This window comes from Antrihabitans spumae (genome assembly GCF_043944905.1).
Classification (GTDB): Bacteria; Actinomycetota; Actinomycetes; order Mycobacteriales; family Mycobacteriaceae; genus Antrihabitans; species Antrihabitans spumae.
This window is the reverse complement of the sequence record NZ_JBIMSN010000128.1, coordinates 1-24,156: the sequence shown is the minus strand read 5'-3', so window position 1 is coordinate 24,156 and position 24,156 is coordinate 1. Positions and strand designations below refer to the sequence as shown.

Below are 24,156 nucleotides of genomic sequence, written 5' to 3'. Positions count from 1 at the left end.
TACGAAAAGGGCTAGAACCTCGTGAGTCCTTTTGGAGGACAGGACCACCGAAAGGACTCACGAGCGGCGTAGCCGCCTATTTTGTCGGCGGCAGGAATGGGCGTGACAGATTTTCCTCCGTCGAGGCACCCGGCTCCCATTCCGAGATCCAGGGTCCGGTTCCTTCGCTCTGGTCGAGGACGCCTTGTTCGAGCCATTCGTAGCGACCGTCGAGAACGCTTTCGGCGATGCGGCCGTCGAGGTCGTCCGTGTTCTGCCACAGCGCTGCGAAAAGGTTCTCGACCCGCAGTGTCGCCTGTTCGCAGAATGCCTCAGCGAGTTCGAATGCGGTGTCACCTTCGGCCGGATCGCCGGCTCGCTGACTTTGCGCGCGGACGATGACGGCCGACATCGCGAACAGTTCCGCACCGATGTCGACGATTCTGCCGAGGAATCCCTGCCGATATTCGAGCTTGGCCTGCCAACGCGCCATGCCGTAGAGCATGGACCTGGCCAGTTTGCGCGAGCTACGTTCGACGAAGCGCAGATGTGTTGCGAGTGAGTCGAATTCGCTGTACGAGGTCGGCAGTTGGCCCTTACCCGCGACCAGCTGCGGCATCCATTTGACGTAGAAGCCACTCGCCTTGACGGCGGACTTTGCCTTCGCGCTCGTCGGTGCTTTCGCATTGACGAGATCACCGGCAGCGACGACGTGCGCGTCGGATGCTTCCCGCGCGACGAGAAGTCGCATGATCTCGCTCGATCCTTCGAAGATCCGGTTTATCCGAAGGTCGCGAAGAAGTTGCTCGGCAGGCACGGCTCGCTCGCCGCGTGCCTTCAACGAGTCCGCCGTTTCGTAGCCGCGCCCGCCACGAATCTGCACCAACTCGTCCGCGATCCGGCAACTCATCTCACTCGCCCACAGCTTTGCGAGAGCTGCCTCGATCCGGATGTCGTTGCGTCCCTCGTCGGCCATCTGTCCGGACAGATCGAGGACCGCTTCCTGTGCGTAGGTGGTTGCCGCGATGAACGAGAGTTTCGCAGCGACCGATGCGTGTTTGCCGACCGGACGTCCCCACTGCACCCGTTCGGCCGACCATTCGCGCGCGATCTTCAGGCTCCATTTGCTTGCCGCGGCGCACAGGGCGGGAATGGCGAGCCTGCCGGCGTTGAGTGTGGTCAGCGCGATCTTGAGACCGTCGCCTTCACGGCCGACGAGGTTCTCCTTCGGCACCCGCACGTTGTGCATTCGGGTGACGCCGTTCTCGATGCCGCGCAGTCCCATGAACCTGTTGCGCCGTTCAACGGTGACACCGGGCGCTGCTGCTTCGACGATGAACGCCGAGATGCCGCCTCGATGACCGTCGCTCTTGGGTACCCGCGCCATGACGACGAGCAACTCTGCGACGACGCCGTTGGTCGTCCACAGCTTCACGCCGTTGAGCTCGTAGGCGGACCCACCTTCGATGGGGACCGCCGAGCTCGCCATCCGCGCCGGGTCGGATCCGACGTCGGGTTCGGTCAGCAGAAAGGCGCTGATGGCGCCGCGGGCGCAGCGGGGCAGGAACTCGGCCTTCTGTTCCGGGGTTCCTGCAAGTTTGAGTGGTTCGGGTACGCCGATCGATTGGTGTGCCGACATCAACGCGCCGAGCGACGCATGGACGGATCCGATCAGCATCAGCGCTTTGTTGTAGGAGACCTGCGACAAGCCGAGTCCGCCGTACTCGGGCGGGATCTTCAGGCCGAAGCAGCCGAGTTCGGCGAAGCCTCTGATGTATTCGTCGGGTATCCGTTCCTCGCGCTCGATCAGCGATCCGTCGACCGTCTCGCAGAACGTGGCAAGTTCGGCCAGGAATTTCGCGGCTTCGGCGGTCTCGGCTGCGGGCGGACTTGGATACGGGTGGACGAGATCGAGTTGGAAGCGGCCGAGGAAGAGTTCCTTGCAGAACGACGGTTTGTCCCAGCCGCTGACTCGCGACTCCTCGACGAGTGCTCTCGATTGCTCTTCGGTCGGTTCTACTTTCTGCGTTGCCACCACTGGAGTCCTCCTAGTTTTTCGCTCGCGTGACCCCAGTGTTCTCCCAGAGCGTCGGCTGTGGTGGCGAAACGACGACGTTGGTTACCAGCGGGTACTGCAGTGTCGGGCGAGCGAATTCAGCGCAACCAGGTGAGCAGTTTCTCGTAGACCGATTCGTTGTTGAGCAGCGAGAAATGGTTCGCGGACCCGATGTGCAGCCCGTTTTCGACCTCGAAACCGATACGCCGCGACTTGTTGGAACCAGACGCACTCGGCACGAGGACGAGTCCGTCGCCGATGATTCGGCCGAGCGGGTGGCGAGGGCTTCGCGTGATGGTTGCGGACACGAAATAGTGCTTCGCGCCGAAAAGTAGCGGCACCTCCTGGCATGCGGCGATCCGGAGTGCATCGGGATCGCGATCACGCCAGTCCTGGTCGACGAGTGAGCCCGCGAAGAGGTCTCGGATACCGCCGCTTCGTCTGCGCAGCAGGCGGCTGAACGGACGCGTCTCGGGTAGGACGTTCAACGCAGCGCTGCCGTAATGGACGAGCCGTTCGAGTGGCGCGCCGAGATGTGGTGAGCCGAGGCAGACCGTATGGCGAACGAGATGCACCCACTGCGTCCATTCGTCGCTGCCGAGGCAGCAAGCACCCCGCGCGATCAGTCCGCCCATCGAGTGACCGACGAAAGAAATTCGTTCGACGGAGACCGGCCATTCGCCGACAAGCTCGTCCATCAGTTCTGCCAGCGACCTGGCGTTGTCGGAGATGTGGCGGCCGCTGTTGTAGCGAACGTAGATCGGCGTCGCGTCGAGATCGTCGACGAGTCGGTCGCCGTAGGTCGGGCGGCCACCGAGCTTCCAGGCGTACTCGCTCTCGACGAGGCCGTGGAGGAACACGACGAGGTGAGGCATCGCGGCTGGGAAAGTTGTTGCGAGCGAATCTTTGTCGAGACTCACCTCGACTCCGGCAACGCGAACCGACATCGCGCTCGTCGCGAGTTCATGGCCTTCGGCTTCGAGCGTATCGCCCACGAGTCCTTGCACCGCGGCGATGAGTCCGGCACCACGGGAGGTGTGCGAGAGCGGTGCCGAATTGGGGAGGTCGACTGTCTGCTCGGCAACTTTGCCTGCTAGCGAGGCACTCTCGGCTACTGCGGTGTAGACGACGTCGGTGATGGCGTCGTGGATCGCTTTGACAGGAGTGTGCGCAGATCCGACACCGAGGCCGACGGTGGCGAAAACTCGGTCCGATACCGACCGATGAATACTGCTGATCCCGCCGACCGCACCCGCGATCTCGTCGAAGGCGGTCCTGGCAAGTGCGCGGACTTCGGTCCGTCGTTGAGTGGCCAACTCGCTCATAAATCCATAGTGTACAACTGTTCACTGAAGCCTGCCACGGAGTGTGTGAAGCTGCGCCAGGCGGCCGTGTCGGTAATCTGCGTTCGCCGATGAACGTGCAGATGGAGACGTGTTTGTTTGCAAATAGGCCGCGCGGGGCGACACCGGCGTGCTGCAGTATCCCAGGGCGGGCAGTGAGAACGGGAGGCGTCGTGTTTCGCATGAAGTCCTGGCTCGCTGCGCTCGCGGTCGCCATGACGGTCGTCGGGTGCGGCTCGGCACCTGACACCGATGTCGAGGTCTTCACCTGGTGGGCCAACGGTTCCGAGCGGGCCGGGCTTGATGCGCTCGTGAAGGTATTCGAGGAGCAGCATCCTGGTCTCACCTTCGTCAACGGCGCCGTCGCTGGTGGCGCGGGCTCGACGGCGAGGGATGTTCTGAACTATCGAATGGGTGCAGGCGATCCACCCGACACCTTCCAGGCGCACGCAGGTAAGGAACTGACCGACTACATCCTCGGCAATCGGGTGCAGGACCTCAAGGGTCTCTACGACGAAAACGGTTGGAGTTCGGTCTTTCCCGAGCAGCTGCTGCAACTGCTGACCGTCGACGGCAAGATCTACTCGGTCCCCTCGAACGTGCACAGGGCGAATGTGGTGTGGGGCAACGCTGACGTTCTGACGCGGGCCGGATTGGACATGGAGTCGAGGCCGGAGAACCTCGACGACTGGTTCGTTCAGCTGGACCGGATCAAGGCTGCGGGCATCACTCCCCTTGCGATCGGCAAGGATTGGACGCAGGTGCATCTGCTCGAGGTGGTGTTGCTCGCGCGACTCGGCGCCGACGACTACACGGGCTTGTTCACCGGTAGTACGGACTGGCGCTCCCCCGCCGTCGCGGGCGCGGTTGCGGACTTCGGGCGGCTGATGTCCTACACCAACAGCGACTTCCAATTTTTGGATTGGGAAGCGGCGACCCAACTCGTCATCGATGGCAAAGCTGCCTACAACGTCATGGGTGACTGGGCCGAAGTCGTTTTCCGCGAACAGGATTGGCAGTACGACGTGGACTACGTCGCGTTCCCCGTCCCCGGCACGGCCGACGAGTTCGACTTCCTTGCCGATTCGTTCACGCTGCCGGTCGGCGCGAGAGACGAGGGTGGCGCAAAAGCGTGGCTGGAGACTGTCGGCAGTGTGGAGGGGCAGAAGGCCTTCAATATTGCGAAGGGTTCGATACCAGCCCGAACCGACATCGGAACGGACGGCTTCGGGACCTATCAGGCGACGGCGATAGCGTCCTACATGTCGGACGACATCGTGCCGTCACTCGCCCACGGTGCGGCGACGCCGGTGCGCTGGTTGGCCGACATCACGGCGGCGATAAGGCAATTCGACACCAAGCAGGATGTCGCCGCGTTGACGGCGGCCCTGATCGCGGCCGCTGAGCAGAATCGCAGCTGACGCGGTGTCAACGGCACCCTGACGCCATCCAGCGGCATCAGGGGCGCCCTCCCCCGTTGGCAGGGCAATATTCAGCTATCTAGTAAATATCGAACATTGCTGTAGAGATGCGATATTCAGTCCGACTGGCTACGCAGATACCGTCCGAAGTGCGGCACGGTGAAGCCGATCGTTCCGCGTTCGGCCGAGTAGATCAGGCCCTTCTTGATGAGTCCGTCGCGAGCGGGCGACAGCGACGCAGGTTTGCGACCGAGTTCTGCGGCGATCTTCGCCGTCGCCACGGGCCCGTCGTCGCCCGAAAGGTCGGCCATCGCCCTCATGTATTCGCGTTCGGCGGGCGTCGCGCGCTCGTAGCGAGAGCCGAAGAAGCCGACGGCCAGTTCCTCTTCGGCGGACGGTGCCGCAACACGAACGTCCTCGCCGGTTATCGGGGTTCCGGCGGCCAAGTCCCACGTCGCCTTGCCGTATGCCTGGACGAAGAACGGGTAGCCGTCTGCCTTTGCGTACAGCGCATCGAGTGCGTCGATCGTGTATTCGACACCTTCGCGCTCTGCCGGGGCGATCAGGGCGAGGTCGGCTGCGTCGCGATCGAGCCGGTCGATGCGGTGGTAGCTGAACAGGCGTTCGGAGTAACTCTTCGACGCCGACAACACCGCGGGCAGGTGTGGTAGACCGGCGCCGACGACGATCAAAGGCGCTGCGTCCTGACTCAATTCGTGGCAAGCACCGCAGATGGCAGAGATGTCCGCCGCGCCGAGGTCCTGCATCTCGTCGATGAAGATCGCGATCCCGACGCCGATGTCACGGGCGAGCGAGGACGCGTCGAGCAGTAGTTCGACGAGGTCGATCTCGATGTCACCGGAGTCGGCTCGGCCGGTCATCGCCGGTACGTCGATACCAGGCTGCCACCGTTCGCGCATGCCCTTGTCCGCGGTAGCTCGGAGCGCGAAGGCCTTGAGCACGCCGAGGAAGTCGTCGACGCGGTCGGGGTCGCGATGGGCGGTGCCGATTGCGCGAATAGCCATGTGCAATGCCGACGACAGCGGCCTGCGGAGGTCTTGGTCGGGGCGGGCCTCGATCTTGCCGGTCCCCCACCCTCGTGAGATGGCGGCGGAGCGAAGCTGATTGAGCAGCACAGTTTTTCCGACGCCACGCAAACCTGTCAGAACAACGCTGCGTTCGGGTCGACTCCGAGCTATCCGCTCGAGCACGACATCGAACGCGTCCAATTGCTTGTCACGCCCAGCAAGTTCCGGTGGGCGCTGGCCGGCACCGGGAGCGTACGGATTGCGCACGGGATCCATGAGGTTGGAAGGTAACAACCTTCGTAGTCGATTCTCGTCACATCTAGCGCGTGTCCTAGATGTGGCTATGGATTGTTACCGACGAAACTCGTCCTGCAATTATTCGGCTATCTAGCGAAATTGCTAGCTTTCGATAGATTGACCTACGTTCGACGCACCCTCAGCCGATCTTCGCGCCCATCATGTAGACGTTGTAGTCGTTCCAAGTACTGATGTTGAGGTAGAGATCCTCGCCCGTCGACCACGGATGGATGAAGCCGCCGTACAACTGGGGATACTGGGTCACGCTGACCAACTGCGCCGGTTCGGACCACAGGCCCTGCGGCGAATCGGATTCGCGCAGCACGATTCCCAGCCGAGCGGTATCGAGATAGCTCATCTGCCAGACGTTTCGGGAGCTGTCGTAGCGAACCGACAGCTCACCGACGGGCCCGGTGACAACCGGGGATGCAGCCTCGAATCCGCCGACAGGAGTCCACGAGTCGTTGCTCCAATACTGGTAGGCGGACGTATTGAGCACCTGGTCCTTCGGCACCCGCGCCAGGCCGACATCGCCGAGTCGGGTCGGGGGTGTACCGAACATGTAGACGTAATCGCCCTGCGGGACCATGGCCGAAACCTGAAACTTGGAGAGTCCGAAGATGTTGTCCCACTTCGCGAACGGGTCCTTCGTCCACGTCTGGCCATGGTCGTCGGAGTACGCGATGCCGCCGTGGTTGGTGAAGAACGTCCCTGGCAGGCTCGACCATGTCCGCATCGACATGTAGCTCATGTACTGCCGGTCGCCGATCGCGAAGCCGGACGTCGGGATCGTCGTGATCTCGACGTTGTCGATCTTGCGGCTGCTCAGCAGTTCTGCTGCGTGACAACGACTGTCGGTGACCATCGAGTCGTAGCTGACGCCGTCGGAAAGTTCGGAGTCCGTGCTGAACGCGAGCACGTTGCTACGCCAGTCGCCGCCCATGCCGCCCGGCGGATGAAAACCGCGGCCAACGGTGTCACCGAACGCCGTCGCGATTTCTCCCGGCTTGGATTCCCACATGATGCCGAGATCGGTGCCGTATACCTGCCAACGCTTGTCGGTCCGATTGATCGAGTGCGCGCCGGTCTGCTTCGAGATCTCGACGACCTCGCGAACTCGAGGAGTCGCTCGTGCGGGTGATCGGGGCGCAGGGTCGACTGCGGGCGTCGCGTTCTCCGGCGGGGACGGCAGCGGATCCGGTTGCGGACCGGGGACCGGAATGCCGAAGACGAACGGCTGCGGCTTGAGAATCAGTTCGGGTAGTCCAAGCAGGCCGGCGAGGCTTTGCGGCGCCGGGCCCTCGTCCGTCAGATCGGGACACGGGTCCGTGCATGGGTCGGCGGGCAGGTCGGTCTGGATTCGGACCGGCGCTGTCGTCGGTGCTGGATACGGAACCGGTGAAATTACTGGGTACTGAATCGGCATTTCGAGGGTCTTCGGAATCGGTCCGACGTGGACCGGTTTCGGATCCGTCGAGCAGGGTCCACTTCCGACTCGGGTCGGTTCGGCGTGTGCATCGCCCTCGTTCGAGCTGACGATGACGCCAGCACCGAGTGCGACGGACAGCAGCGCCGCAAGAATTCTCTTCTGCATTCGATTCCTCCCGATTCGACCCGCCGAGTCGACCCGCTCAGCAACATAGCACCGGGAAGACAGGCAGTTCGCCGATAGACTTCCGGCATGGTGACGGCGCCGAAACGGGTGTTCATAGACAAGCAGAATCCGGCGGCGTACAAGGCCCTCACTTCGCTCGCGTTCGAGATCCGAGCGGCGGCGGCGGCCGTCGGTTTGCCGAGGTCGCTGATGGAGTTGGTGAACGTCAGGGTGTCGCAGATCAACCGCTGCGTCTTCTGCCTGGATCTACACACCCGCCTGGCGCTGGAAGGCGGCGAGAGCACACAGCGTTTGGCAGTTCTGCCTGCGTGGAACGAGACGGATCTCTTCGACGACAGCGAGCGCGCGGCCTTGACGTTGGCGGAGGCGGTGACTCGCGTGGCCGGGCAGCATCTCGACGACGCCGAGTACGCCGTATTGAACGAGCAGTTCGACGACGCTCAGCTGGCCGTGGTGATCTGGGCAGCCGTTGCGATCAATGCATTCAATCGGGTGTCGATCATGAGCAGACATCCGATCAAATCGGCAGTAGCCGAGCGGTAGCCGCTATCTGTAATCGGTCGGCTTTTCCGCAACGCCGATACTTGATGTAACAACTCGATACAGTTATCCGGTGGCTATTCCGGACTGGTTGGACGAAACCGAGTCGCGTGCGTGGAAGGGCTATGTGCTCACCCGCGACCGGCTTGCAGCCGCCATCGGACGAGATCTTGCGCGCGAATCCGATCTGACCTTCGTCGAGTATCACGTGTTGGCGTCCTTGCATTCGACACCGCAGCACCGAATGGGGCTCAGCGAGTTGGCTGACACGCTGCAGTGGTCGCAGAGCAGGCTGTCGCATCAGATCACGCGTATGGAACGGCGGAAGTTGGTCGCTCGCGAATCGGCAACGAGGGATGCGCGCTGCTCGGACGCTGTGCTGACGGAGACCGGTTTGGAGACATTGCGCAACGCGGCACCCGGCCATATCGCGAGCGTGCGGAAGCACTTCATCGACAACCTCGATGATGCGCAATTAGCAACTCTCGCAGATACTTTCGATACTTTGCTGAAGTATCTCACCGGTGGCGAGCCGGGGCCGAGTCCGCAGAACACCTAGCTCGTCAGGCGGTGACGGCGTCACGCTCTGTTGCTGCGACGCTCTTCAGATTCTCGAACTTCACGGCTTGGCCTGCAGCCCCCCAGTTGCCCTCGGGTACCTCACGAATCAGCGTCCAGACGTTCAGCGCCTGCTCGCTTTGCGGATTCAGTCCCGCCGCGCCGACCACGGCCTCGTGGACCTCGCCGATCAGGATGTCCTTGCGACGCTGCGATAGTGCCCCGGCAGGCACGGTGATGTCGACGCGGAACCGCGGAGCACCGCCCGGTCGGCCGCCGACAGCGAGGTGGTGTTGCGGCAGTTCGTGCAGGTAGGTCCAGGTGATGCCGCGGAAGAACTCGGTATCGGGCGCCTTCTCCGCGCGCAGCAGAATCGTGACAAGGTCGTCGAGCAGTTGCGCCGACCTGTCCGGTGAAATCGCGCCTTCGGGAATTGTCAGATCGATCAACGGCATTGTCAGTCATCGCCCTTCGGTGTCGGAGTCACGGACTTCTCGCCCGTATTATGTAGTATGGCATAGCACTGACTTGCTGTACCAGTGTGATCGAGCGGCTCGTCGACAGGACTCGGATCGCAACCCGGCCACAGATGCGCATATCCGACTTTGACAATCGTTTGCAATAGCGGCTACTTCTTGCGTATGGTAACCACACTTCTTCACCGATCAGGCGGCGCCGCCGTGGCGATATCCCTCGCGGCAGCACTTGCGGTCGGGTGCTCGTCGAACGAGCCCGACGGCACCGCGTCCGCTACCTCGACTACTCCACAAGAGTCCGAACCGATCGAATCCGAAACGGCACAGCCCCGACTGACCGTCACCTACGACGGCGGGATCATGGTGCTGGACGCTGACACGCTGGGGCTGATCCAGACAACCGAACTGGACGGATTCAACCGCGTGAATCCCGCGGGCGACAGCAGGCACGTGCTGGTCTCGCATGGCAATTCGTTCCGCGTCCTCGATGTCGGAACCTGGAGCGACAGTCATGGCGATCATTCCCACCACTACACGGCTCCGCCGCAACTGACCGACGTCGAGTTCGAGTCCGCCGAACCCGGCCACGTCGTTCGCCACGATGGCAAGACGGTGTTGTTCTTCGACGGATCGGGTCTGGTCGAGATTTTCGATCCGAGCACACTCGACGGCAAGCCCGAGACCCGTACCTATACCGCCCCGGATCCCCATCACGGTGTTGCTGTCGAGCTCGCCGACGGTCGCCTGGTCACGAGTCTCGGCACCGACGAAAAGCGAACGGGGATAGTCGTTCTCGATGCTGCCCGGATGGAGACCGCACGCAGCGAGGACTGCCCCGGCGTGCACGGCGAGGCTGTTGCCGCAAACGAGGCCGTGACCTTCGGCTGCGAGAACGGGGTGATCGTGTTCAAGGACGGGGCGATCCGCAAGATTGCCAGCCCCGACCCTACGGCCGAATCGGAAACCTGTCAGCGCAGGAAGACTCGCCGATCGTGCTCGGTGACTACAAGGTCGATCCGAATGCCGAGTTGGAACGCCCGACGCGGGTGTCGCTGGTGAACACGGAAACCGGCGAACTGAAGCTCGTCGAACTGTGCACGTCCTACACGTTTCGGTCGCTCGGCCGGGGACCAGCAGGTGAGGGGCTTGTCCTCGGCACCGACGGAACGCTGCAGGTCATCGATCCCGTCAGCGGGGCTGTGACCAGCCGTTTCCCGGTCATCGCGCCGTGGTCCGAGCCGCAGGAGTGGCAGTCGCCGCGGCCCGCGCTGTACGTGCAGGGCAACAAGGCCTTCGTGACCGAGCCCGCGACCGACTCGGTGCACACGGTCGACCTCGCGTCCGGCAGCGTGACCAAGTCCGAGAAGGTTCCGCACACACCGAACGAAATCACCGGCGTGACGGGGTAGGGGCCTGCGGCTCTGTGCGCGGTTGACGGGTCTAGGGACCCATCAACCGCGCACGAGCGGCGACGCCGCCTATCGGGTGAAGCCGGGCGGGATGATCAGATCGTCGGCGGTCAGGTCGTGTATCGAAGAGTGACCGGTTCCGAGGATGGCGGAGTCGATACCGCCCCTGAGGATGTCGAGAACATTCTCGACCCCTGCCTGCCCACCAGCCGCAAGGCCCCATAGATACGCGCGACCGATCATGACGGCCCGAGCGCCGAGCGCGACTGCCTTGACGACGTCACTGCCGCGACGGATACCGCCGTCGAGAACGATCTCGACCTCATCTCCGACGGCTGCCGCGATGGCAGGCAATACGCGAATTGGTGCGGGGGTGCCGTCGAGATTGTTGCCGCCGTGATTGGACACCGAGATCGCACTGACACCGGCCTCGACCGCCCGCTTGGCATCGTCGACGCGCATGATGCCCTTCAGCATGAACGGCCCACCCCACTGCTCGCGAAGCCACGCGACGTCCTCCCAGGTCGGCAGGGGTGTTCCCATCCATTCGCCGTAGGCGCCGAAGAAGGTCGGCGGTGTTTCACCCGGTCGAGCCAGGTTCGGCGTCGTCAGGTCCGGCACCTTGCCGGTCTTCGCGAAATCGAGTAGCCACCGCGGTCGCATCAGGCCTTCCGGCGCGAATCGAGCCATCGCGCGGAGGTCCATCTTCTCGGGAATGGCTGGGCTGCCCCAATCTCGACCGTTCGAGAAGGACCAATCCAGCGTCACGATCAACCCCGATGCCCCGGCGCTTCGTGCGCGTTCCATTCGTTCGATCATGCGCTCGCGGGTGCCGACCCAGTACATCTGGAAGAAGGTCTGCGGATTCGCGGCGCAGACCTCTTCGACCGGCTTGCTTGCAAACGACGACAATCCGACGACGGTGCCTCGGGCGGCCGCGGCTCGCGCGACCGCCACCTCTCCGTCCGGGTGCACGGCCTGCACACCGGTCGGCGAGATGATCACCGGCAGTGAAATCTGCTGTCCCATAATCGTTGTCGACAGGTCGCGTTTGGCCGACAGATTCGCAACGTGCGGTGCGAAGCCGAGTTCACCGAATGCCGCAACATTGTCGTCGATCGACAGACCCTGCTCCGATCCGGCGACGAGTGCCGAGTACACCGACTTCGGCAGCCGCTTGCGTGCTCGACGTTGCGCCTCGGCAACGGTCTCGAACCATCCTGTTCTACTCATGGTTGTGTCCTATTCCATTCCTGCTAAGGGGTTTTCGTCACAGATCTTGGCCGGGGGACGCAGCATCAGCGTCAAGGGAACCGAAGCGCGTGGCGTCTTTCGTTGGCCGGTTCGGGAGTGGTCGACGCTGGACTTCGGGATCGAACCCGCTGCGGCAAGGGCGGATTCACCGTTGCCGAGCACACATTCTGGGTCGGGACCGTCCATGGGAAGGCCGGTGAAGAATTTGGCCGCCATACATCCGCCGCGGCACGAGTCGAAGAACGTGCACTTGGTGCACGCCCCGCCCGTTTGGGGCGAACGAAGCTCGGTGAACAGCTCCGAGGTCTGCCAGACCTGCCGAAAACCACCGTCGCGCAAAATGTTTCCCGCAAGAAAGTTCTCGTGTATCGCAAACGGGCAGGCGTAGACGTCGCCGATCGGATCGATCAGGCACACGACCCGCCCTGCGCCGCAAAGGTTGAGCCCCGGCAGCGCGTCGCCGAATGCGGACAGGTGGAAGAACGAATCGCCGGTCAGTACGCCCTCACCGTTGGCTACCAGCCAGTTGTACAGTTCGCGCTGCTGAATATTGGTCGGATGCAGCTCGTTCCACACATCTGCGCCACGTCCGGCCGGCCGCAACCGGGTGATTCGCAGAGTCGCGCCGTATTTGTCCGCAAGTGCCTTGAACTCGTCGAGTTGTGGGACGTTGTGCCGCGTGACGACGACCGAGATCTTGGCATCCTTGAAGCCGGCTTCAGCGAGGTTTTCCAGCGCCCTGATTGCCATGTCGAACGAGCCCGGACCGCGAACCGCGTCGTTGACCTCGGCGGTCGCGCCGTCGAGCGAGATCTGCACGTCGACGTAGTCCGACGCAGCGAGACGAGCTGCGACCTTCTTGTCGATCCGTACGCCGTTCGTCGAAAACTTCACTCCGACTTGGTGTGCCGTCGCGTAGTCGACGAGTTCCCAGAAGTCCGAGCGCACGGTGGGCTCGCCGCCTCCGATGTTGACGTAGAACACCTGCATACGCTGCAACTCGTCGATTACCGCCTTGCACTGTTCGGTCGACAGTTCACGCGGGTCGCGGCGACCCGACGACGAAAGGCAGTGCACGCAAGACAGATTGCAGGCGTAGGTCAGTTCCCACGTTAGGCAGATGGGCGCGTCGAGACCGAGTTCGAATTGATCGACGAGTTTGCCGACGCGGGTTGGTGGTTCCAGCACAGTTGTCATGAAAGGTCCTCAGGATTGCGAGTCGGAGTCGGCTGTCGCGCGGACGAGCATGTTGGATCGCACCAGTGCGGACAGAGCGTTCACGTACGGTCGCGCGGCTGAACTGTCGATCCCGGCGGCTTGGAATGCGGCCCGCGCGTCGGGGTGGTTCGGTAGCGCACGGACCAAGTCGACGACTGTCTGGTTCTTGAGGAACGACAGTTTGCGCGTTCCGAAGTGATAGAGGAGCGCCCCGAAAGGTTCCGGGCGTAGGGCGACCATCGGGTGCAGTCGCCAGCACGCGTCGAACTCGAATTCCGGGGCCTCCCCCATCACTGCGGTCATGTCAGTAGACGCCGCACATGCCATCGATCGACACTTCTTCGACCAGCTGCTCTTCGACAAGATCCTCGTTGGTCACCGCGGTCGACGTCGCAGCGGTGGGCGAGTTGCTTTCGGACATTGGATCCTCCTTGATTGTGACGTGCCCCACACGGTATTGGCACCCAGTGCGCAAATGAAGAGTTGGCGACCGAAACCGTCCGAAGTGCGCCACAGAACTGACCGATCGGGTAGGTGGGTACAGCCTTGTCGGAGAGTCGAGTTCCACCTGATGGGCGGAATCGCCAGCGGCGCAGCGCAACTAGCGTTGAATCGACACGCGAACGGCGAGAGGCGACCAATGTCGACAACTACGGTGAGGTTGGATCCGCTCGAGCCGTGCCTGCGCGGCGAGTGGACCCACGACGACGTGACGGTCCGTCGAGTAGCTGACTACCCGCTTCCGGAGCATCCGGTGCAGCCAGGACTGTCCGACTCGGTCCGTACTCCTCATTTTCAGGTGTTCCGCGACCTGCGCGGGCTTACGATCGTGCACTCTCTGACGGTTGCCAACCTGTCCGACGAACTTGCGACGATCGTCGCGGACGAACTCGATGCGCCGGGATACATAGACGGCGAGAGGGAGTTTCAGCTCGTACTCGTCGGGCTCATCAGATCGACGGTGCCGGGCGCCATCGAATCCTGGCGGTATTTCTACAGGCGCTCGATCGAGCGTCTGGAAGACGGTAGCGCGAGCTTCGCCGCTGTTCACGAGCACGCCGAAGCGCTGATCGTCGGACGGGAGTTGCTGGATCTCGGATCGTGCTTCGGCTTCTTTCCGCTTCGTGTCGCTGCGCGCGACATCCGTGATTTCAAAGTCACCGCAAGCGATCTCATCGGTGACACGATGCGACTGCTCGACCGCGTCGCCGTCGATCTCGGCCGACCGTTGCAGACGTTGACCTGCGACGCTCGCGAGGTTCCGCTACCGTCTCGCAGCGCCGACACCGTGACTGCGATCCACCTGCTCGAGCATCTCGACCGCACGACCGCGATCGAAGTACTCGACGAAGCGATTCGGTTGGCGCGTCGGCGTGTGGTTGTCGCTGTTCCCTTCGAGGGTGAGCCGCGCGAATGCTTCGGTCACATCCAGGCTTTCGACCTTGCTTCGCTGCGCAACCTCGGCCGTGCAGTGGCAAGGATGCACAGCGGCATCACCGTCGAGGTGCACGAACACCACGGCGGCTGGCTGATCCTCGACCGCTCCCGCTAGATCAAGCCGCTCTTGCTTGCTGCGTACACAGCTTCGGCCCGACGTGACACTTCGAGTTTGCGCAGGATATTGCTCACGTGGAATTTGGCGGTCGTCGCCGAGATGTACAGCTTCTCACCGATTTTCGCGTTCGACAGCCCGGCGGCCAGCAGTCGGAGGACTTCCAGCTCACGGCTCGTGAGGCGTTCTCGATGTGTGGTGCGACCGTTCAGCGACCGCACCACCGCCGCGGCACTTCGTGAATCGAATGCACTCTCACCCTTCGACACAGCCCGAATGGCCCGAACCAACTCGGTGGTGTCCACGTCCTTGACGACGTACCCTTTCGCGCCCGCATGCACCGCTCGGACGACAAGCTCGTCGTCGAGGAACGTCGTGAGAACCAAGAGTCCGATGCCCTCATGGGCGGCAGAAAGCTTTGCGCACAAGGAAAGTCCCTCGTACTCCGAGCTTGCAGACAATTTGAGATCCATCAGGACGACGTCAGGAGAGACGCGGCTGACGACGGCATCGGCTTCGGCCTCCGACGACGCCTCGCCGACGACCTGCAGATCTGCTTCACGCTCGAGCACCGACCGCAGTCCCTGTCGCAGAATTGCGTGATCGTCGACGAGCACAAGCCGAATCACCCCGGTCTCGCGGATAGTAGGACCTGAGCGCGCGGAGCGCGCAGTAGGAAGTTGTCCGATCGGCGTACCGAGCCCGGCTGCACTCGTCATGGTTGCACTCCTACTTGTAAGGTCTGCGATCCAACCGCGGCACCGTCGGTGCGCGGGATGGTCGCCACGATCGACACACCGCCGATCCTGGCGCGACGTACCTCGAAGACGCCACCGTGATCCTCGGCTCGCGTTTTCATGTTGACCAGCCCACGGTGATGGCCGTTGACGTCGCCGACCTCCGCCATCTTCAGCATCAGCCGAAGTTTCTCCGGATCGCCGTCCCCGTCGTCGGAGACCGAAAGCAGTACGTCCTGCGCCCGGTACGCCAGCCGTACGATTGCGCGACTTGCATTGCCGTGCATAGCCGTATTGAACAGCGCCTCCCCTGCGATCCGAAGTAGCGAGTGTTCGGTCTCGTTCGTTAGTTCGACGTGCTGTCCCTCGACCCGAAACTGGATGTGCAGGTCTTCCGGCATGTGCACAGTGCAGAGTTGCCCGAGCAGTTCGGGCAGCGTCGAGCGCCCCGAGTCCGCGGGATGATTCAGCGCGTAGATGGCAGAGCGGAGTTGTTCGACGGCTGTGCGCGTCATGTGTTTGGCGAGCTCCAGCCGCTGCCGTCGTTCCTCCGGCGGGATCTCGCGGCGGCAGACTTCGATCTGCATACCAGCCGACAGCACACACTGCGTCACACTGTCGTGCAGTTCGCGTGCGATCCGGTGCCGCTCGGAATCGAGAGCTTGATGACGTTGTGCTGCCCCGAGTTCACGTTGCGTCGCCAGTAGCTCGACATTGCGCGCCGCCAATTCGGTTGCGTGTCTGCTTGCTTCCGCGAAGGCGCGTTCGGCCTGGTCCAGCAGGTTCTGGGACTTCTGGAACAGCGCCGAATTCTGCAGTGCCACAGCGGTTTGACTCGACAGGATGCGCATCACGGCCTTGTCGGTGCCGTCGAGAGTGCGGTGCTGCGGGGTCCACGCTGCAATCGCGCCGACGACGGCGCCGTTCAATTCGATCGGCACGTGGGCGTGGTGGCGTTCGACGACCGGAGCGGTGAACTGGTCGAGTTCACCGCGCAGTATGCCGTTCAACCGGTTCAGCACGTCACTCGGCAGATTGGCGCCGGGTGCCTCGGCGGCGGCCCACCCTTCGAACGCGTACGCCGTCCCCTTCGCGTCCAGGATCAGATGCCGTGGTTGGGCTTCGGGCAGCGCGCCGTCCGCGAGAGCGATCAGGACCCAGTCGGCGCTCAAATGTGCCCGGGCGGCATCGGCTACCGCGCGAACGAGACGCTCGGGTCCGTCGACGGTCTGGACGAGCGCGCGTGAAATCGCGTCCAACGCGTGCACGACGCGTTCCAATCGTTGTGCGGCGCCTCGAAATTCCGGATAGAACGTGCTCTTGCCCGATCGAACTCCAGTCAGACTCGCCAAATCCGGAGGTCCTGGAGGATTGCCTGTCACAGTGCGGTCCGGAACAGCGCCTGCATCTGCAACTCTTCGGCAGGTCGCGGGTTGGTGGACATACATGCGTCACGCAAGGCGAGATGTGCCAGGCGTGCGATGTGGTCCTCGGTCACCCCCAATTCTCCGAGGCCACGTGGGCCACCGACCTCGCGGGCTAGCTGCTCGACCCGATCAGCAAGTGCGAGTGCAGCTTCGAACGGATCGCCACGGCTCTCGGGCACTCCGAGGCAACCTGCGATCGTTGCGTAAGGGTAGGGATCGGCCTCGGCGTTGAATCTGATGACATGCGGAAGGAGAATCCCGTTGATGACCCCGTGGGGTAGGTCGAGCATGCCGCCGACCTGATGGCTCATCGCATGTGCGGCACCGAGTATCGCGTTCGTGAACGCAAGGCCGGCTTCCAGACTCGCCTGCGCCATCATGGTGCGGGCAGGCATGAAGTTGGGTCGCTCCATGGTTTGCGCCAGGTGGCGGAACACCATCGCCACGGCGCGAAGCGCGTGATGGTCGGTCAGTTGGTTGTGACCGAGCGATACGAATGCCTCGATGCCGTGCGTGAGTGCGTCGAGTCCGGTTGCGGCATTGAGCCATTCGGGCATGGTCGTGAGCAGGCGCGGATCGATCACCGTGATGTCGGGGACGAGTGCGCGGCCGAGAATCGTGATCTTGGTGCCGCGGGCAGTGTCGGTGACGATGCAGAACTGCGATACGTCCGCGCCGGTACCCGAGGTGGACGGCACGACCACAAGCGGCGGAATCGGCCACGGCGCTTGATCGACGCCCTCGTAATCGAGGATGTTGCCACCGTTGGCTGCGAGGATGGCGATCCCCTTCGCCGCGTCGATGACCGAACCGCCGCCGATGGCGATCAGCACATCGCAGCCCTGGTCACGGTAGAACTCGTAGCCCGCGGCGATTTCGTGGTCTTTCGGGTTGGGCGTCAGGTCGTTCCAGGTACGCGCGTCCAAACCGGCATCACGTAGGTAACCGAGCAGTTCGTCCGGCCAACCGGCTTCGATCATGCCGGGGTCGGTCACGAGCAGAGGTCGGTGGGCGCCGAGTCTGACGGCGGCATGTGCGGCCTCGGCAACCGAGTTCTCGCCGAAGACGATTTCGGGAGCATGGAACTTCAACAGGCGGCCGGGTGCGCCAGCAAGCGCTTGCCGCTGCGGAACCAACAGCGGGATATGTGCGGGCGCGTCGTCCGCAAGGGCCTCGAGGTTCAGTGCCATGTCGACGTCGGCAGCTTTTGCACGCGTCGAAACCGGCGTCGAATGGGATGACCGTGTAGCCACTGCTGTCCGCCTAACACCGAGCACGTTGTGATCCACGTTACAACTTGCTGTCGACGGTACGGCTGCGGCAGCCGAGTGCCAACCTGCGCGCGGACAGGTGCCTACCTGTCCGATCGGGTAGGTAGCGCGCTTGACTACACGACTGGGGGCTTTACGAAAGGGCGTGTGCCAACTCCCCAGCCTGGGCGGCCAACTGTTCGGCGTCCGTTGCGATGATCACTCGGTCGCACACTTCGGCGTACTGCGTCATCGCACACGTTGCCTGGTTCCAGTACCGACGGGGTTCCGGCGTGATCCACGCCAGCCGATGGACCTTTCTGCGCAGTGCTTTCAGCTGCTCGACGTTCGGCGGCAACCCTCCCGACCGGGCGTCACCGACGATGAGGACGGCGGTCCGCGAGTCGAGCGCATCGGCGTTGGTCGTCAGCATCTCGTCGAGCATCAGTCCGTAGTCGCTGCTCGCCTGTAGATCGAGGCGGTCGGACGCCAGTACGGCGGCCAGCACGTCATCGCCGCCACCGCGGAGCAGAACGTCCGTCACCTCGGTCGGGCGATCGACGAATGCCATGACCCGACACCGGTCCGCGCGCCGATGCATGGCCTGCGCCAACCGCAGGGTGAACGCGGTGATCGGCCTGACCGACAGCGAGACGTCGGCAAGGATCAGCAGGCGGACCCGATCGGGGACGGGGGTCCGCATCACCAAATGGAACGGAACGCCGTCCGTACGCAGGCTTGCTCGTGTGGTGCGACGCATATCGAGCGCGCCTGCACCGCGTTCGCGCGGGCGGGGTCGCCGAGCGCCGCGCATTCGCCGGAGGATCTCGTGACAGGCGAGGTCGACGTCGGCTCGCACGTCCGACTCACTCGGTGGCGTCGTGACAACGGCCTGCGGTGCGGGTGAATTCGCCGCAAGCGCCGCAACGAAGGCTTCGACTGCGTCGGTGAGTCGTGCGAGTTGCTCCGCGCTCAGCGGGCCGTCGTCTGCGGCGTCCCCGTAGGTGGCTCGCGGGTCGTATGCATCGAGCCACGCCAGAATCGAATCGGGGTCGTCCCAGCTCAAGGTCCCAGCAACGATCGGAGCAGCGGAATCGGACAGGTCGCCGACTGTCGTCGAGCCCGCGCGGTCGACCTCGAGCGTGTATCGGACACCGCGACGACCCGAATCGTTCTCCGTGGATACCGACAGATCCGAATCGGCGCCCGAGACGCTGATGTCGTCGTCGTCCTTGTGCGGGTTGAAGCCCTTCTCCGCTTCCGGCGTATCGAAGTACTCGCCCACTTCCGCGGCGCGCTCGTTGTATTCGGCGTACTTGCCGATCTCCTGGTCCTCGGCGACTTCCAGGTCCTCGGGTAGGCCTTGAGCTCCGTGGGCGGTCGAACCGACCGCCGCGGGCTTGGTGATCGCAACGGTACGAGCACGGTCACCGAACATCATCTCGAAGGCACGGTCGAAGCCGGCCTGTTCGTGACCGTACTTCGCGCACGTGGCTCGCAGGGCTGGGCGAAGTATCGAATGATCCTGTGCACCGAGCAGAGCCAGCACCCGGCGGACCTCGATCACTTCCGCAGGGGATGCCGCGACGCCCGCGGACCTCAGCAATGCGCCGAAGCTTGCCGCGACGAAATCGAGGATTCCGGAAGGTGAGCCGGGTCCCCTCCGTGCGGTCGTGGTTGTCATCGCCCGCGCTTGCCGATCCCACCGTGATCGCGACCACCGTGTCCGCGGAAGGCCGTGGTGGTCGTATTCGCGGGTCGCGAGGCGACGGTCACGTGCTCCGGCCGACCTTCTTCGCCCCCGTGCTTGGGTTCGGGCGTTGCGCCGTCGAGGCGGCTGTCTGCCAGGTTGCGGTCGCTCGTGTATTTGAGCAGTGCCGCCAGCAGTATGGATCTGGTCTGCTTCGATATGCCGGTCGTGCTGTCCTGCAGCAGCATCGCGGCTCTGGCGGCGTCGATGACCTCCGAGATGGATGGACTCTTCCGCAGTGGCAGTTCGCGTAACTGCCGTGCCAGGTCGACGACATCGGCGGCGACATCCGAATCGACCTCAGGGGCTCGCGCCGCGACGATTTCACGCTCACGCTCGGGCGACGGAAAACCGAGATGAAAGTGCAGGCAGCGACGTTTGAGCGCGGCCGACAGTTCACGAGTGTCGTTGGACGTCAACACGACCCACGGTATGGACCGTGCGGTGAAAGTGCCGATCTCGGGGATGGTCACCTGCTTCTCGGCAAGTACTTCGAGGAGCAACGCTTCCATCGACTCTTCCGTGCGGTCCACCTCGTCGATCAGCAGAACGACGGGTTCGTCGGAGAGCACCGACTCCAGCAGTGGCCGTACGGAAAGGAAAGCCTCTGTGTACAAACCGAAGTCACGGTCGGCGAGATAACGTGACGCGTCGTCTATATCGGAGATGTCGGCCGCGACGGCAGTGATCCGGTCGCGCAGCATCTGCACGTGCAGCAGCTGTTTCGCGTAGTCCCACTCGTAGAGGGCGCGGTTGTCGTCGAGCCCCTCGTAGCACTGCAGGCGGATCAGCCGTCGGCCACTCGCCTGAGCAAGAGCCTTTGCCAATTCCGTCTTCCCAACGCCCGCCGGACCTTCGAGCAGTAGGGGTCGATCGAGTGCCGTAGCGAGATGGACGACGGCCGCGAGATCGTCGTCGGCTATGTAGTCCGCGTCGCGCAAGCCCTGACGGACGAGTGCGGCGGACGTGAATGCCTGTGCGCGGTCGGGCAGGGTAGGTAGAGCGGCGGCCGGCATGGCTCCTCCATCGGGTGTGGCCTCTTCGATACGGCCGGGTGGGTCAGGTTCGCTGACCTGACGCACCCGGCCGCCTCATCGGGTAGGTCGACTAGCTAGTACGCCTCGTTGATCGCATGTCCCACAACGGGAATCATCGATTCGACGGTGACCTCGCGGGGGTTGCCCGGCGTGCACCAGTCGTCCTGGATGTGCTCGGAGATCGCGCGGACCGTCTTCTCGTCGCCCTTGATCACTTCGCCTCGTCCGGCGTACTTGCCGGTGTTCATGCGGTTCTTGTCGTAGGAATCGGTGCGAACCGCACTGAAGTTGTCCGGAATACCAACATCTTTCGCGAGCCTGATGGCCGCCTCGACCGCCGCGTCGGCGGCCTGGACCGTCGTCAGGTTTCGGGTGTCGACGCCGAGAGCCGTGGCGATCTGGGCGTAGCGCTTGTAGCGCGACGGCAGGTTGTACTCCCAGACTCGTGGCAGCGCGATCGCGTTGTTGAGTCCGTGGTGGCTGTCGAAGAATGCGCTCACGGCGTGCGAGATGGAGTGCACGATGCCGAGACCGCCGGAGTTGAACGCTTGGCCGGCGATGTACTGCGCGTTCATCATGCCCTCACGCGCCTTCAGGTTGCGCGGCTCGTACACGGCTTCGCGCAGGTGCTTGCCCACCAGTTCGATGGAGTACAAAGCGTTGCCGAGAGACGGTGCGAAATCGAGTCGGGAGACGAAAGGCTCACTGCCATGGGCGAGTACGTCGAAGCCGCAGAATGCGGTGAAGTGTTGAGGGCAGGTGTAGTACAGGAGGGGGTCGTCGATCGCGACGGTGACGATCGTCGCCTCGTCGAAGCCGACCCACTTGTGCGGGTGGTCCATGTCGGAGGTGTCGGTGATGACGTATGCCCAGGAGGTCTCGGAACCCGTTCCGGCAGTTGTGGATACCGCGATGTGGGGTGGGTTCTCCTTGTTGGTGGACTTGGCGAAGCCCTCGAACTCGTTGATGTTGCGGCCGTCGTGTGCGATGACAACACGTGCACCCTTTGCGGCGTCGTGGCTGGAACCGCCACCGACCGAGATGACGCTGTCGCACTTCTCCTTTTGATAGAGCGCGGCCGCCTCCATGACGTTGTAGTCCTTGGGGTTCGACTCGACCTTGTCGTAGAGGACGACTTCGACGCCCTGGTATTCGATCTTGCCGATGAGCTCTTCGATGATCCCGGAGCCGCGTAGACCGGTGGTCACCAGCAGCGAGCGTTTGAAGCCGAGGTTCTTCGCTTCGACACCGATGATGTCGTGTGCGCCGACGCCCAGCAGCGCGCGGGGGAACGGGTGGAACTCCTTGATCGGAAAGTCCCAGATCTGGTTGAGTTCGATAGCCATTGGAGTACTCCTTGAACGACGTATTCGTCGATATGGTCTCGGCGGCTGGGGGTGCCGCTGCAGACCACTCTGTGCGCGAGTGGCACCCGTCACAAGGAGTTGCGACCGATACCGTCCGGACAGCGTCGGAGAACCGTCCGATCGGATAGGCGCGCAAGCCTTACCCGTTTCTTCGGGTAACAGATTGGAAACGGACATAGTGGGTATCCCCTTGTCAGGCCACCTGATTCGGTTGGCTGCGGAGGCTCGACCGCACATCCCGAGCAAGGAGGCTGTCATGGTCGTTCTAGGTTTGGTGCTCTTGGTGTTGGGATTCTTGTTCAAGATCTCGATTATGTGGACCATCGGAATCGTCGTACTTGTGATCGGCTTGGTCCTGATGCTGATGGGCAACATGGGGCGCGCAGTCGGTGGTAGGCGACACTATTACTGACCCTCTCGACGTACTGACCGCATGTCCACGATCGGAACGAAGCTGTCGTGGGCTGCGGTCTTTACCGTTCTCTGGAACAGAGCCGGTCGACCGTCCCGCGGATGGCAAACCCGTGTGCTGATTCCGCACGTGCGCCCGCCTACGACACGAATTGTGTTGCAGAGGTCAGGGTTCCGGAGTTCACGACGTCTTGAACAACGGTGAGGGAAAGCGCGGCAGCACCCGAGTACCGCCGAGCCATTCGGTGAGGTTGTCGGCCTGTCGGTCCAGGACCGCGTGTGCATCGGAGCCGACGTCGTCGAGAAATTGGAGAACGACCGCGGCGTCGTCGTCCTGAGTCCAACCGCCGACGATCCGTCCGTCCCACCAGATCGTCGGTCCGGCATTGCCATTGGTGTCGAAAAGTTGGCTGCGATGGGGTCCCAGATACCAATCGCGATCGAACCAACCCATTGTGGTCGGATCCAGGGACGGCAGCAGCGCTCCCCACGGTTCGACCGCCGCTGTCTCCTCGAGATCGTCCGGAAGTAGATAGCCGGTGCCGCCGTCGAGTTCGACTTCGACGACCTGCAGCGCCTGCAGCGACCGCCGGACCGCTGTCAGCGTCGAGCCGAGCCACCACTTGATGTCGGTCTCGGTACCCGGCCCGAATGCTCGCAACCACAGTTCGACCAGCTTCTGTTCGGCGGCTTCTCGCTCGTGCACGTCGACGTCGCTGCCGAGCCACGCACCCGTCGCCGACCAGCTGTTGCGGGAGAGGCGCCAATGACCCGAGTTGCTGGACCGGACGATGTCGCCGGCTGCCGACAGGGTTGTGAGAACCCGCGGTCCAACGGCGACCTTCCCGCCCCAGGTACGTCCTTCGCCGTAGACCATCGATCCGTCGAGCAATGGAATTGCGGCGCGTAGCTCCTTCAGTGTCGCTTCCTTGCCGTCGGACATAAAGTCCCGAACCTGCGCGCTCGCCTCGTCCAACCAGCGTTCGGGGTCGTCGTACAAGCCCGCCTTCTCGACTTCACGAATCAATCGGGCACGCTCTGTCGCCGCGACGCGTTGGCTTGATCCCGCGATCGACAGTGCGAAGGTGTCCCGGGGAAAGACGAAGATGGTCCGTCGCATGGCGAGGTGTTTGACAAGTGTCCGGTCGTCGTAGAGCGCGCGGTCGAGGTCGGCCACCGACATGTTCCGAACCCGAGCCCAGGCGGAGAGGTAGATGGTCGCAGGATCGGTTCCGTGCAGGCAGACCATACTGGCGGCGGCCTCGAGCGGGCTGTCGGCGAGGTGCGAAGGCGCGAGCCGGTGCCGCGTGGCCAGCCTGCGCTGACGTTCGGCCGTCGATATCGTCTGCACGTGAAGACGATAGGCCGCAAGCGGCTCGTGAGTTAAAGGTGCCCTCCGGACGCGCTGCTGGGGTGAAAATGGGGTGTGGT

Annotated in this window: 21 protein-coding genes and 1 pseudogene; 6 read left to right on the top strand and 16 right to left on the bottom strand. The window is 63.3% G+C overall.

The features are described from left to right. Positions 1-76: 76 nt before the first annotated feature. Together ACHIRB_RS26180 and ACHIRB_RS26175 are read right to left on the bottom strand one after the other, a co-directional pair. Positions 77-2,017 (bottom strand): acyl-CoA dehydrogenase family protein, encoded by a 1,941-nt coding sequence (locus ACHIRB_RS26180; protein WP_395126104.1) that lies wholly within the window; start codon positions 2,015-2,017, stop codon positions 77-79. A gap of 116 nt (positions 2,018-2,133) precedes the next feature. Next, positions 2,134-3,360, bottom strand: coding sequence for a lipase family alpha/beta hydrolase (locus ACHIRB_RS26175; protein ID WP_395126103.1), 1,227 nt, complete (start codon positions 3,358-3,360; stop codon positions 2,134-2,136). Between the two features lie 200 nt (positions 3,361-3,560). Between ACHIRB_RS26175 and ACHIRB_RS26170 the strand changes: the two genes are divergently transcribed. Further along, complete coding sequence (locus tag ACHIRB_RS26170) at positions 3,561-4,799, top strand: ABC transporter substrate-binding protein (RefSeq protein WP_395126102.1); 1,239 nt, start codon at positions 3,561-3,563, stop codon at positions 4,797-4,799. A 116-nt stretch (positions 4,800-4,915) separates the two neighbouring features. Here ACHIRB_RS26170 and ACHIRB_RS26165 read toward each other — a convergent pair whose 3' ends face one another. Next, positions 4,916-6,103 carry an AAA family ATPase gene (locus tag ACHIRB_RS26165; RefSeq protein ID WP_199703708.1) on the bottom strand — a complete coding sequence of 396 codons (1,188 nt, stop codon included), beginning with the start codon at positions 6,101-6,103 and terminating at the stop codon, positions 4,916-4,918. 160 nt (positions 6,104-6,263) lie between these two features. Next, complete coding sequence (locus ACHIRB_RS26160) at positions 6,264-7,718, bottom strand: DUF4185 domain-containing protein (RefSeq protein ID WP_395126101.1); 1,455 nt, start codon at positions 7,716-7,718, stop codon at positions 6,264-6,266. Between the two features lie 87 nt (positions 7,719-7,805). On the opposite strand from ACHIRB_RS26160, the gene ACHIRB_RS26155 reads away from it, so the two are divergent. Continuing rightward, a complete protein-coding gene (locus ACHIRB_RS26155) occupies positions 7,806-8,282 on the top strand; it encodes a carboxymuconolactone decarboxylase family protein (RefSeq protein ID WP_395126100.1) in 477 nt (158 codons plus the stop codon). Positions 8,283-8,352: 70 nt separating this feature from the next. Further along, positions 8,353-8,838, top strand: a complete 486-nt coding sequence (locus tag ACHIRB_RS26150) for a MarR family winged helix-turn-helix transcriptional regulator (protein ID WP_395126099.1) — start codon at positions 8,353-8,355, stop codon at positions 8,836-8,838. A 4-nt stretch (positions 8,839-8,842) separates the two neighbouring features. Here the strand turns inward: ACHIRB_RS26150 and ACHIRB_RS26145 are convergent, their stop codons facing one another. Then, the gene (locus tag ACHIRB_RS26145; RefSeq protein ID WP_395126098.1) at positions 8,843-9,292 is read right to left on the bottom strand and encodes a tautomerase family protein; all 450 of its coding nucleotides are present in this window, start codon (positions 9,290-9,292) and stop codon (positions 8,843-8,845) included. Between the two features lie 186 nt (positions 9,293-9,478). On the opposite strand from ACHIRB_RS26145, the pseudogene aztD reads away from it, so the two are divergent. Then, positions 9,479-10,722 (top strand): annotated as a pseudogene (gene aztD, locus ACHIRB_RS26140) (zinc metallochaperone AztD). 69 nt (positions 10,723-10,791) lie between these two features. Here the strand turns inward: aztD and mftD are convergent. From mftD to mftA, 4 genes are read right to left on the bottom strand one after another with little or no spacing between them, the layout of a single operon-like run. Further along, positions 10,792-11,955 carry a pre-mycofactocin synthase MftD gene (mftD, locus tag ACHIRB_RS26135; RefSeq protein ID WP_395115327.1) on the bottom strand — a complete coding sequence of 388 codons (1,164 nt, stop codon included), beginning with the start codon at positions 11,953-11,955 and terminating at the stop codon, positions 10,792-10,794. 9 nt (positions 11,956-11,964) lie between these two features. After that, positions 11,965-13,173: a mycofactocin radical SAM maturase gene (gene mftC, locus ACHIRB_RS26130; RefSeq protein ID WP_395126097.1), complete on the bottom strand. Its 1,209-nt coding sequence runs from the start codon at positions 13,171-13,173 to the stop codon at positions 11,965-11,967. 9 nt (positions 13,174-13,182) lie between these two features. After that, positions 13,183-13,497 carry a mycofactocin biosynthesis chaperone MftB gene (gene mftB / locus ACHIRB_RS26125; protein WP_395126096.1) on the bottom strand — a complete coding sequence of 105 codons (315 nt, stop codon included), beginning with the start codon at positions 13,495-13,497 and terminating at the stop codon, positions 13,183-13,185. Position 13,498: 1 nt separating this feature from the next. Beyond that, the gene (mftA, locus tag ACHIRB_RS26120; RefSeq protein WP_395126095.1) at positions 13,499-13,615 is read right to left on the bottom strand and encodes a mycofactocin precursor MftA; all 117 of its coding nucleotides are present in this window, start codon (positions 13,613-13,615) and stop codon (positions 13,499-13,501) included. Positions 13,616-13,834: 219 nt separating this feature from the next. On the opposite strand from mftA, the gene mftM reads away from it, so the two are divergent. Continuing rightward, the gene (mftM, locus tag ACHIRB_RS26115) at positions 13,835-14,746 is read left to right on the top strand and encodes a mycofactocin oligosaccharide methyltransferase MftM (protein WP_395126094.1); all 912 of its coding nucleotides are present in this window, start codon (positions 13,835-13,837) and stop codon (positions 14,744-14,746) included. Here mftM and ACHIRB_RS26110 read toward each other — a convergent pair. The 6 genes from ACHIRB_RS26110 to mdo form a co-directional block, all read right to left on the bottom strand. Next, positions 14,743-15,375, bottom strand: coding sequence for a MadR family response regulator transcription factor (locus ACHIRB_RS26110; RefSeq protein WP_395115339.1), 633 nt, complete (start codon positions 15,373-15,375; stop codon positions 14,743-14,745). The genes mftM and ACHIRB_RS26110 overlap by 4 nt on opposite strands. Before the next feature lie 86 nt (positions 15,376-15,461). Further along, positions 15,462-16,835 carry a MadS family sensor histidine kinase gene (locus ACHIRB_RS26105; RefSeq protein ID WP_395115323.1) on the bottom strand — a complete coding sequence of 458 codons (1,374 nt, stop codon included), beginning with the start codon at positions 16,833-16,835 and terminating at the stop codon, positions 15,462-15,464. 26 nt (positions 16,836-16,861) lie between these two features. After that, the gene (locus ACHIRB_RS26100) at positions 16,862-18,100 is read right to left on the bottom strand and encodes an iron-containing alcohol dehydrogenase (RefSeq protein WP_395126109.1); all 1,239 of its coding nucleotides are present in this window, start codon (positions 18,098-18,100) and stop codon (positions 16,862-16,864) included. 214 nt (positions 18,101-18,314) lie between these two features. Next, positions 18,315-19,844, bottom strand: a complete 1,530-nt coding sequence (gene madC / locus ACHIRB_RS26095) for a MadC family VWA domain-containing protein (RefSeq protein WP_395126093.1) — start codon at positions 19,842-19,844, stop codon at positions 18,315-18,317. Then, positions 19,841-20,926: a MadB family AAA-type ATPase gene (locus tag ACHIRB_RS26090; RefSeq protein ID WP_395115321.1), complete on the bottom strand. Its 1,086-nt coding sequence runs from the start codon at positions 20,924-20,926 to the stop codon at positions 19,841-19,843. Before ACHIRB_RS26090 ends, madC begins: the two co-directional genes overlap by 4 nt. A 95-nt stretch (positions 20,927-21,021) precedes the next feature. Beyond that, the gene (gene mdo / locus ACHIRB_RS26085; RefSeq protein ID WP_199703723.1) at positions 21,022-22,293 is read right to left on the bottom strand and encodes an NDMA-dependent methanol dehydrogenase; all 1,272 of its coding nucleotides are present in this window, start codon (positions 22,291-22,293) and stop codon (positions 21,022-21,024) included. 277 nt (positions 22,294-22,570) lie between these two features. Between mdo and ACHIRB_RS26080 the strand changes: the two genes are divergently transcribed. Further along, entirely contained in the window at positions 22,571-22,726 is a 156-nt protein-coding gene (locus ACHIRB_RS26080; RefSeq protein ID WP_395115320.1) for a DUF6131 family protein, read from the top strand. 180 nt (positions 22,727-22,906) lie between these two features. Here ACHIRB_RS26080 and ACHIRB_RS26075 read toward each other — a convergent pair whose 3' ends face one another. Next, positions 22,907-24,076 carry a winged helix DNA-binding domain-containing protein gene (locus ACHIRB_RS26075; protein ID WP_395115319.1) on the bottom strand — a complete coding sequence of 390 codons (1,170 nt, stop codon included), beginning with the start codon at positions 24,074-24,076 and terminating at the stop codon, positions 22,907-22,909. Positions 24,077-24,156 lie beyond the last annotated feature (80 nt).

Bases quoted from the DNA above. Each gene is read 5' to 3' on its own strand.
- ACHIRB_RS26080 (WP_395115320.1), top strand. From the start codon at position 22,571: ATGGTCGTTCTAGGTTTGGTGCTCTTGGTGTTGGGATTCTTGTTCAAG.
- ACHIRB_RS26155 (WP_395126100.1), top strand. From the start codon at position 7,806: ATGGTGACGGCGCCGAAACGGGTGTTCATAGACAAGCAGAATCCGGCG.
- ACHIRB_RS26145 (WP_395126098.1), bottom strand. From the start codon at position 9,292: ATGCCGTTGATCGATCTGACAATTCCCGAAGGCGCGATTTCACCGGAC.
- ACHIRB_RS26160 (WP_395126101.1), bottom strand. From the start codon at position 7,718: ATGCAGAAGAGAATTCTTGCGGCGCTGCTGTCCGTCGCACTCGGTGCT.
- ACHIRB_RS26170 (WP_395126102.1), top strand. From the start codon at position 3,561: ATGAAGTCCTGGCTCGCTGCGCTCGCGGTCGCCATGACGGTCGTCGGG.
- mdo (WP_199703723.1), bottom strand. From the start codon at position 22,293: ATGGCTATCGAACTCAACCAGATCTGGGACTTTCCGATCAAGGAGTTC.
- mftD (WP_395115327.1), bottom strand. From the start codon at position 11,955: ATGAGTAGAACAGGATGGTTCGAGACCGTTGCCGAGGCGCAACGTCGA.
- mftC (WP_395126097.1), bottom strand. From the start codon at position 13,173: ATGACAACTGTGCTGGAACCACCAACCCGCGTCGGCAAACTCGTCGAT.
- mftA (WP_395126095.1), bottom strand. From the start codon at position 13,615: ATGTCCGAAAGCAACTCGCCCACCGCTGCGACGTCGACCGCGGTGACC.
- mftM (WP_395126094.1), top strand. From the start codon at position 13,835: ATGTCGACAACTACGGTGAGGTTGGATCCGCTCGAGCCGTGCCTGCGC.
- mftB (WP_395126096.1), bottom strand. From the start codon at position 13,497: ATGACCGCAGTGATGGGGGAGGCCCCGGAATTCGAGTTCGACGCGTGC.
- madC (WP_395126093.1), bottom strand. From the start codon at position 19,844: ATGACAACCACGACCGCACGGAGGGGACCCGGCTCACCTTCCGGAATC.
- ACHIRB_RS26165 (WP_199703708.1), bottom strand. From the start codon at position 6,103: ATGGATCCCGTGCGCAATCCGTACGCTCCCGGTGCCGGCCAGCGCCCA.
- ACHIRB_RS26100 (WP_395126109.1), bottom strand. From the start codon at position 18,100: ATGGCACTGAACCTCGAGGCCCTTGCGGACGACGCGCCCGCACATATC.
- ACHIRB_RS26090 (WP_395115321.1), bottom strand. From the start codon at position 20,926: ATGCCGGCCGCCGCTCTACCTACCCTGCCCGACCGCGCACAGGCATTC.
- ACHIRB_RS26175 (WP_395126103.1), bottom strand. From the start codon at position 3,360: ATGAGCGAGTTGGCCACTCAACGACGGACCGAAGTCCGCGCACTTGCC.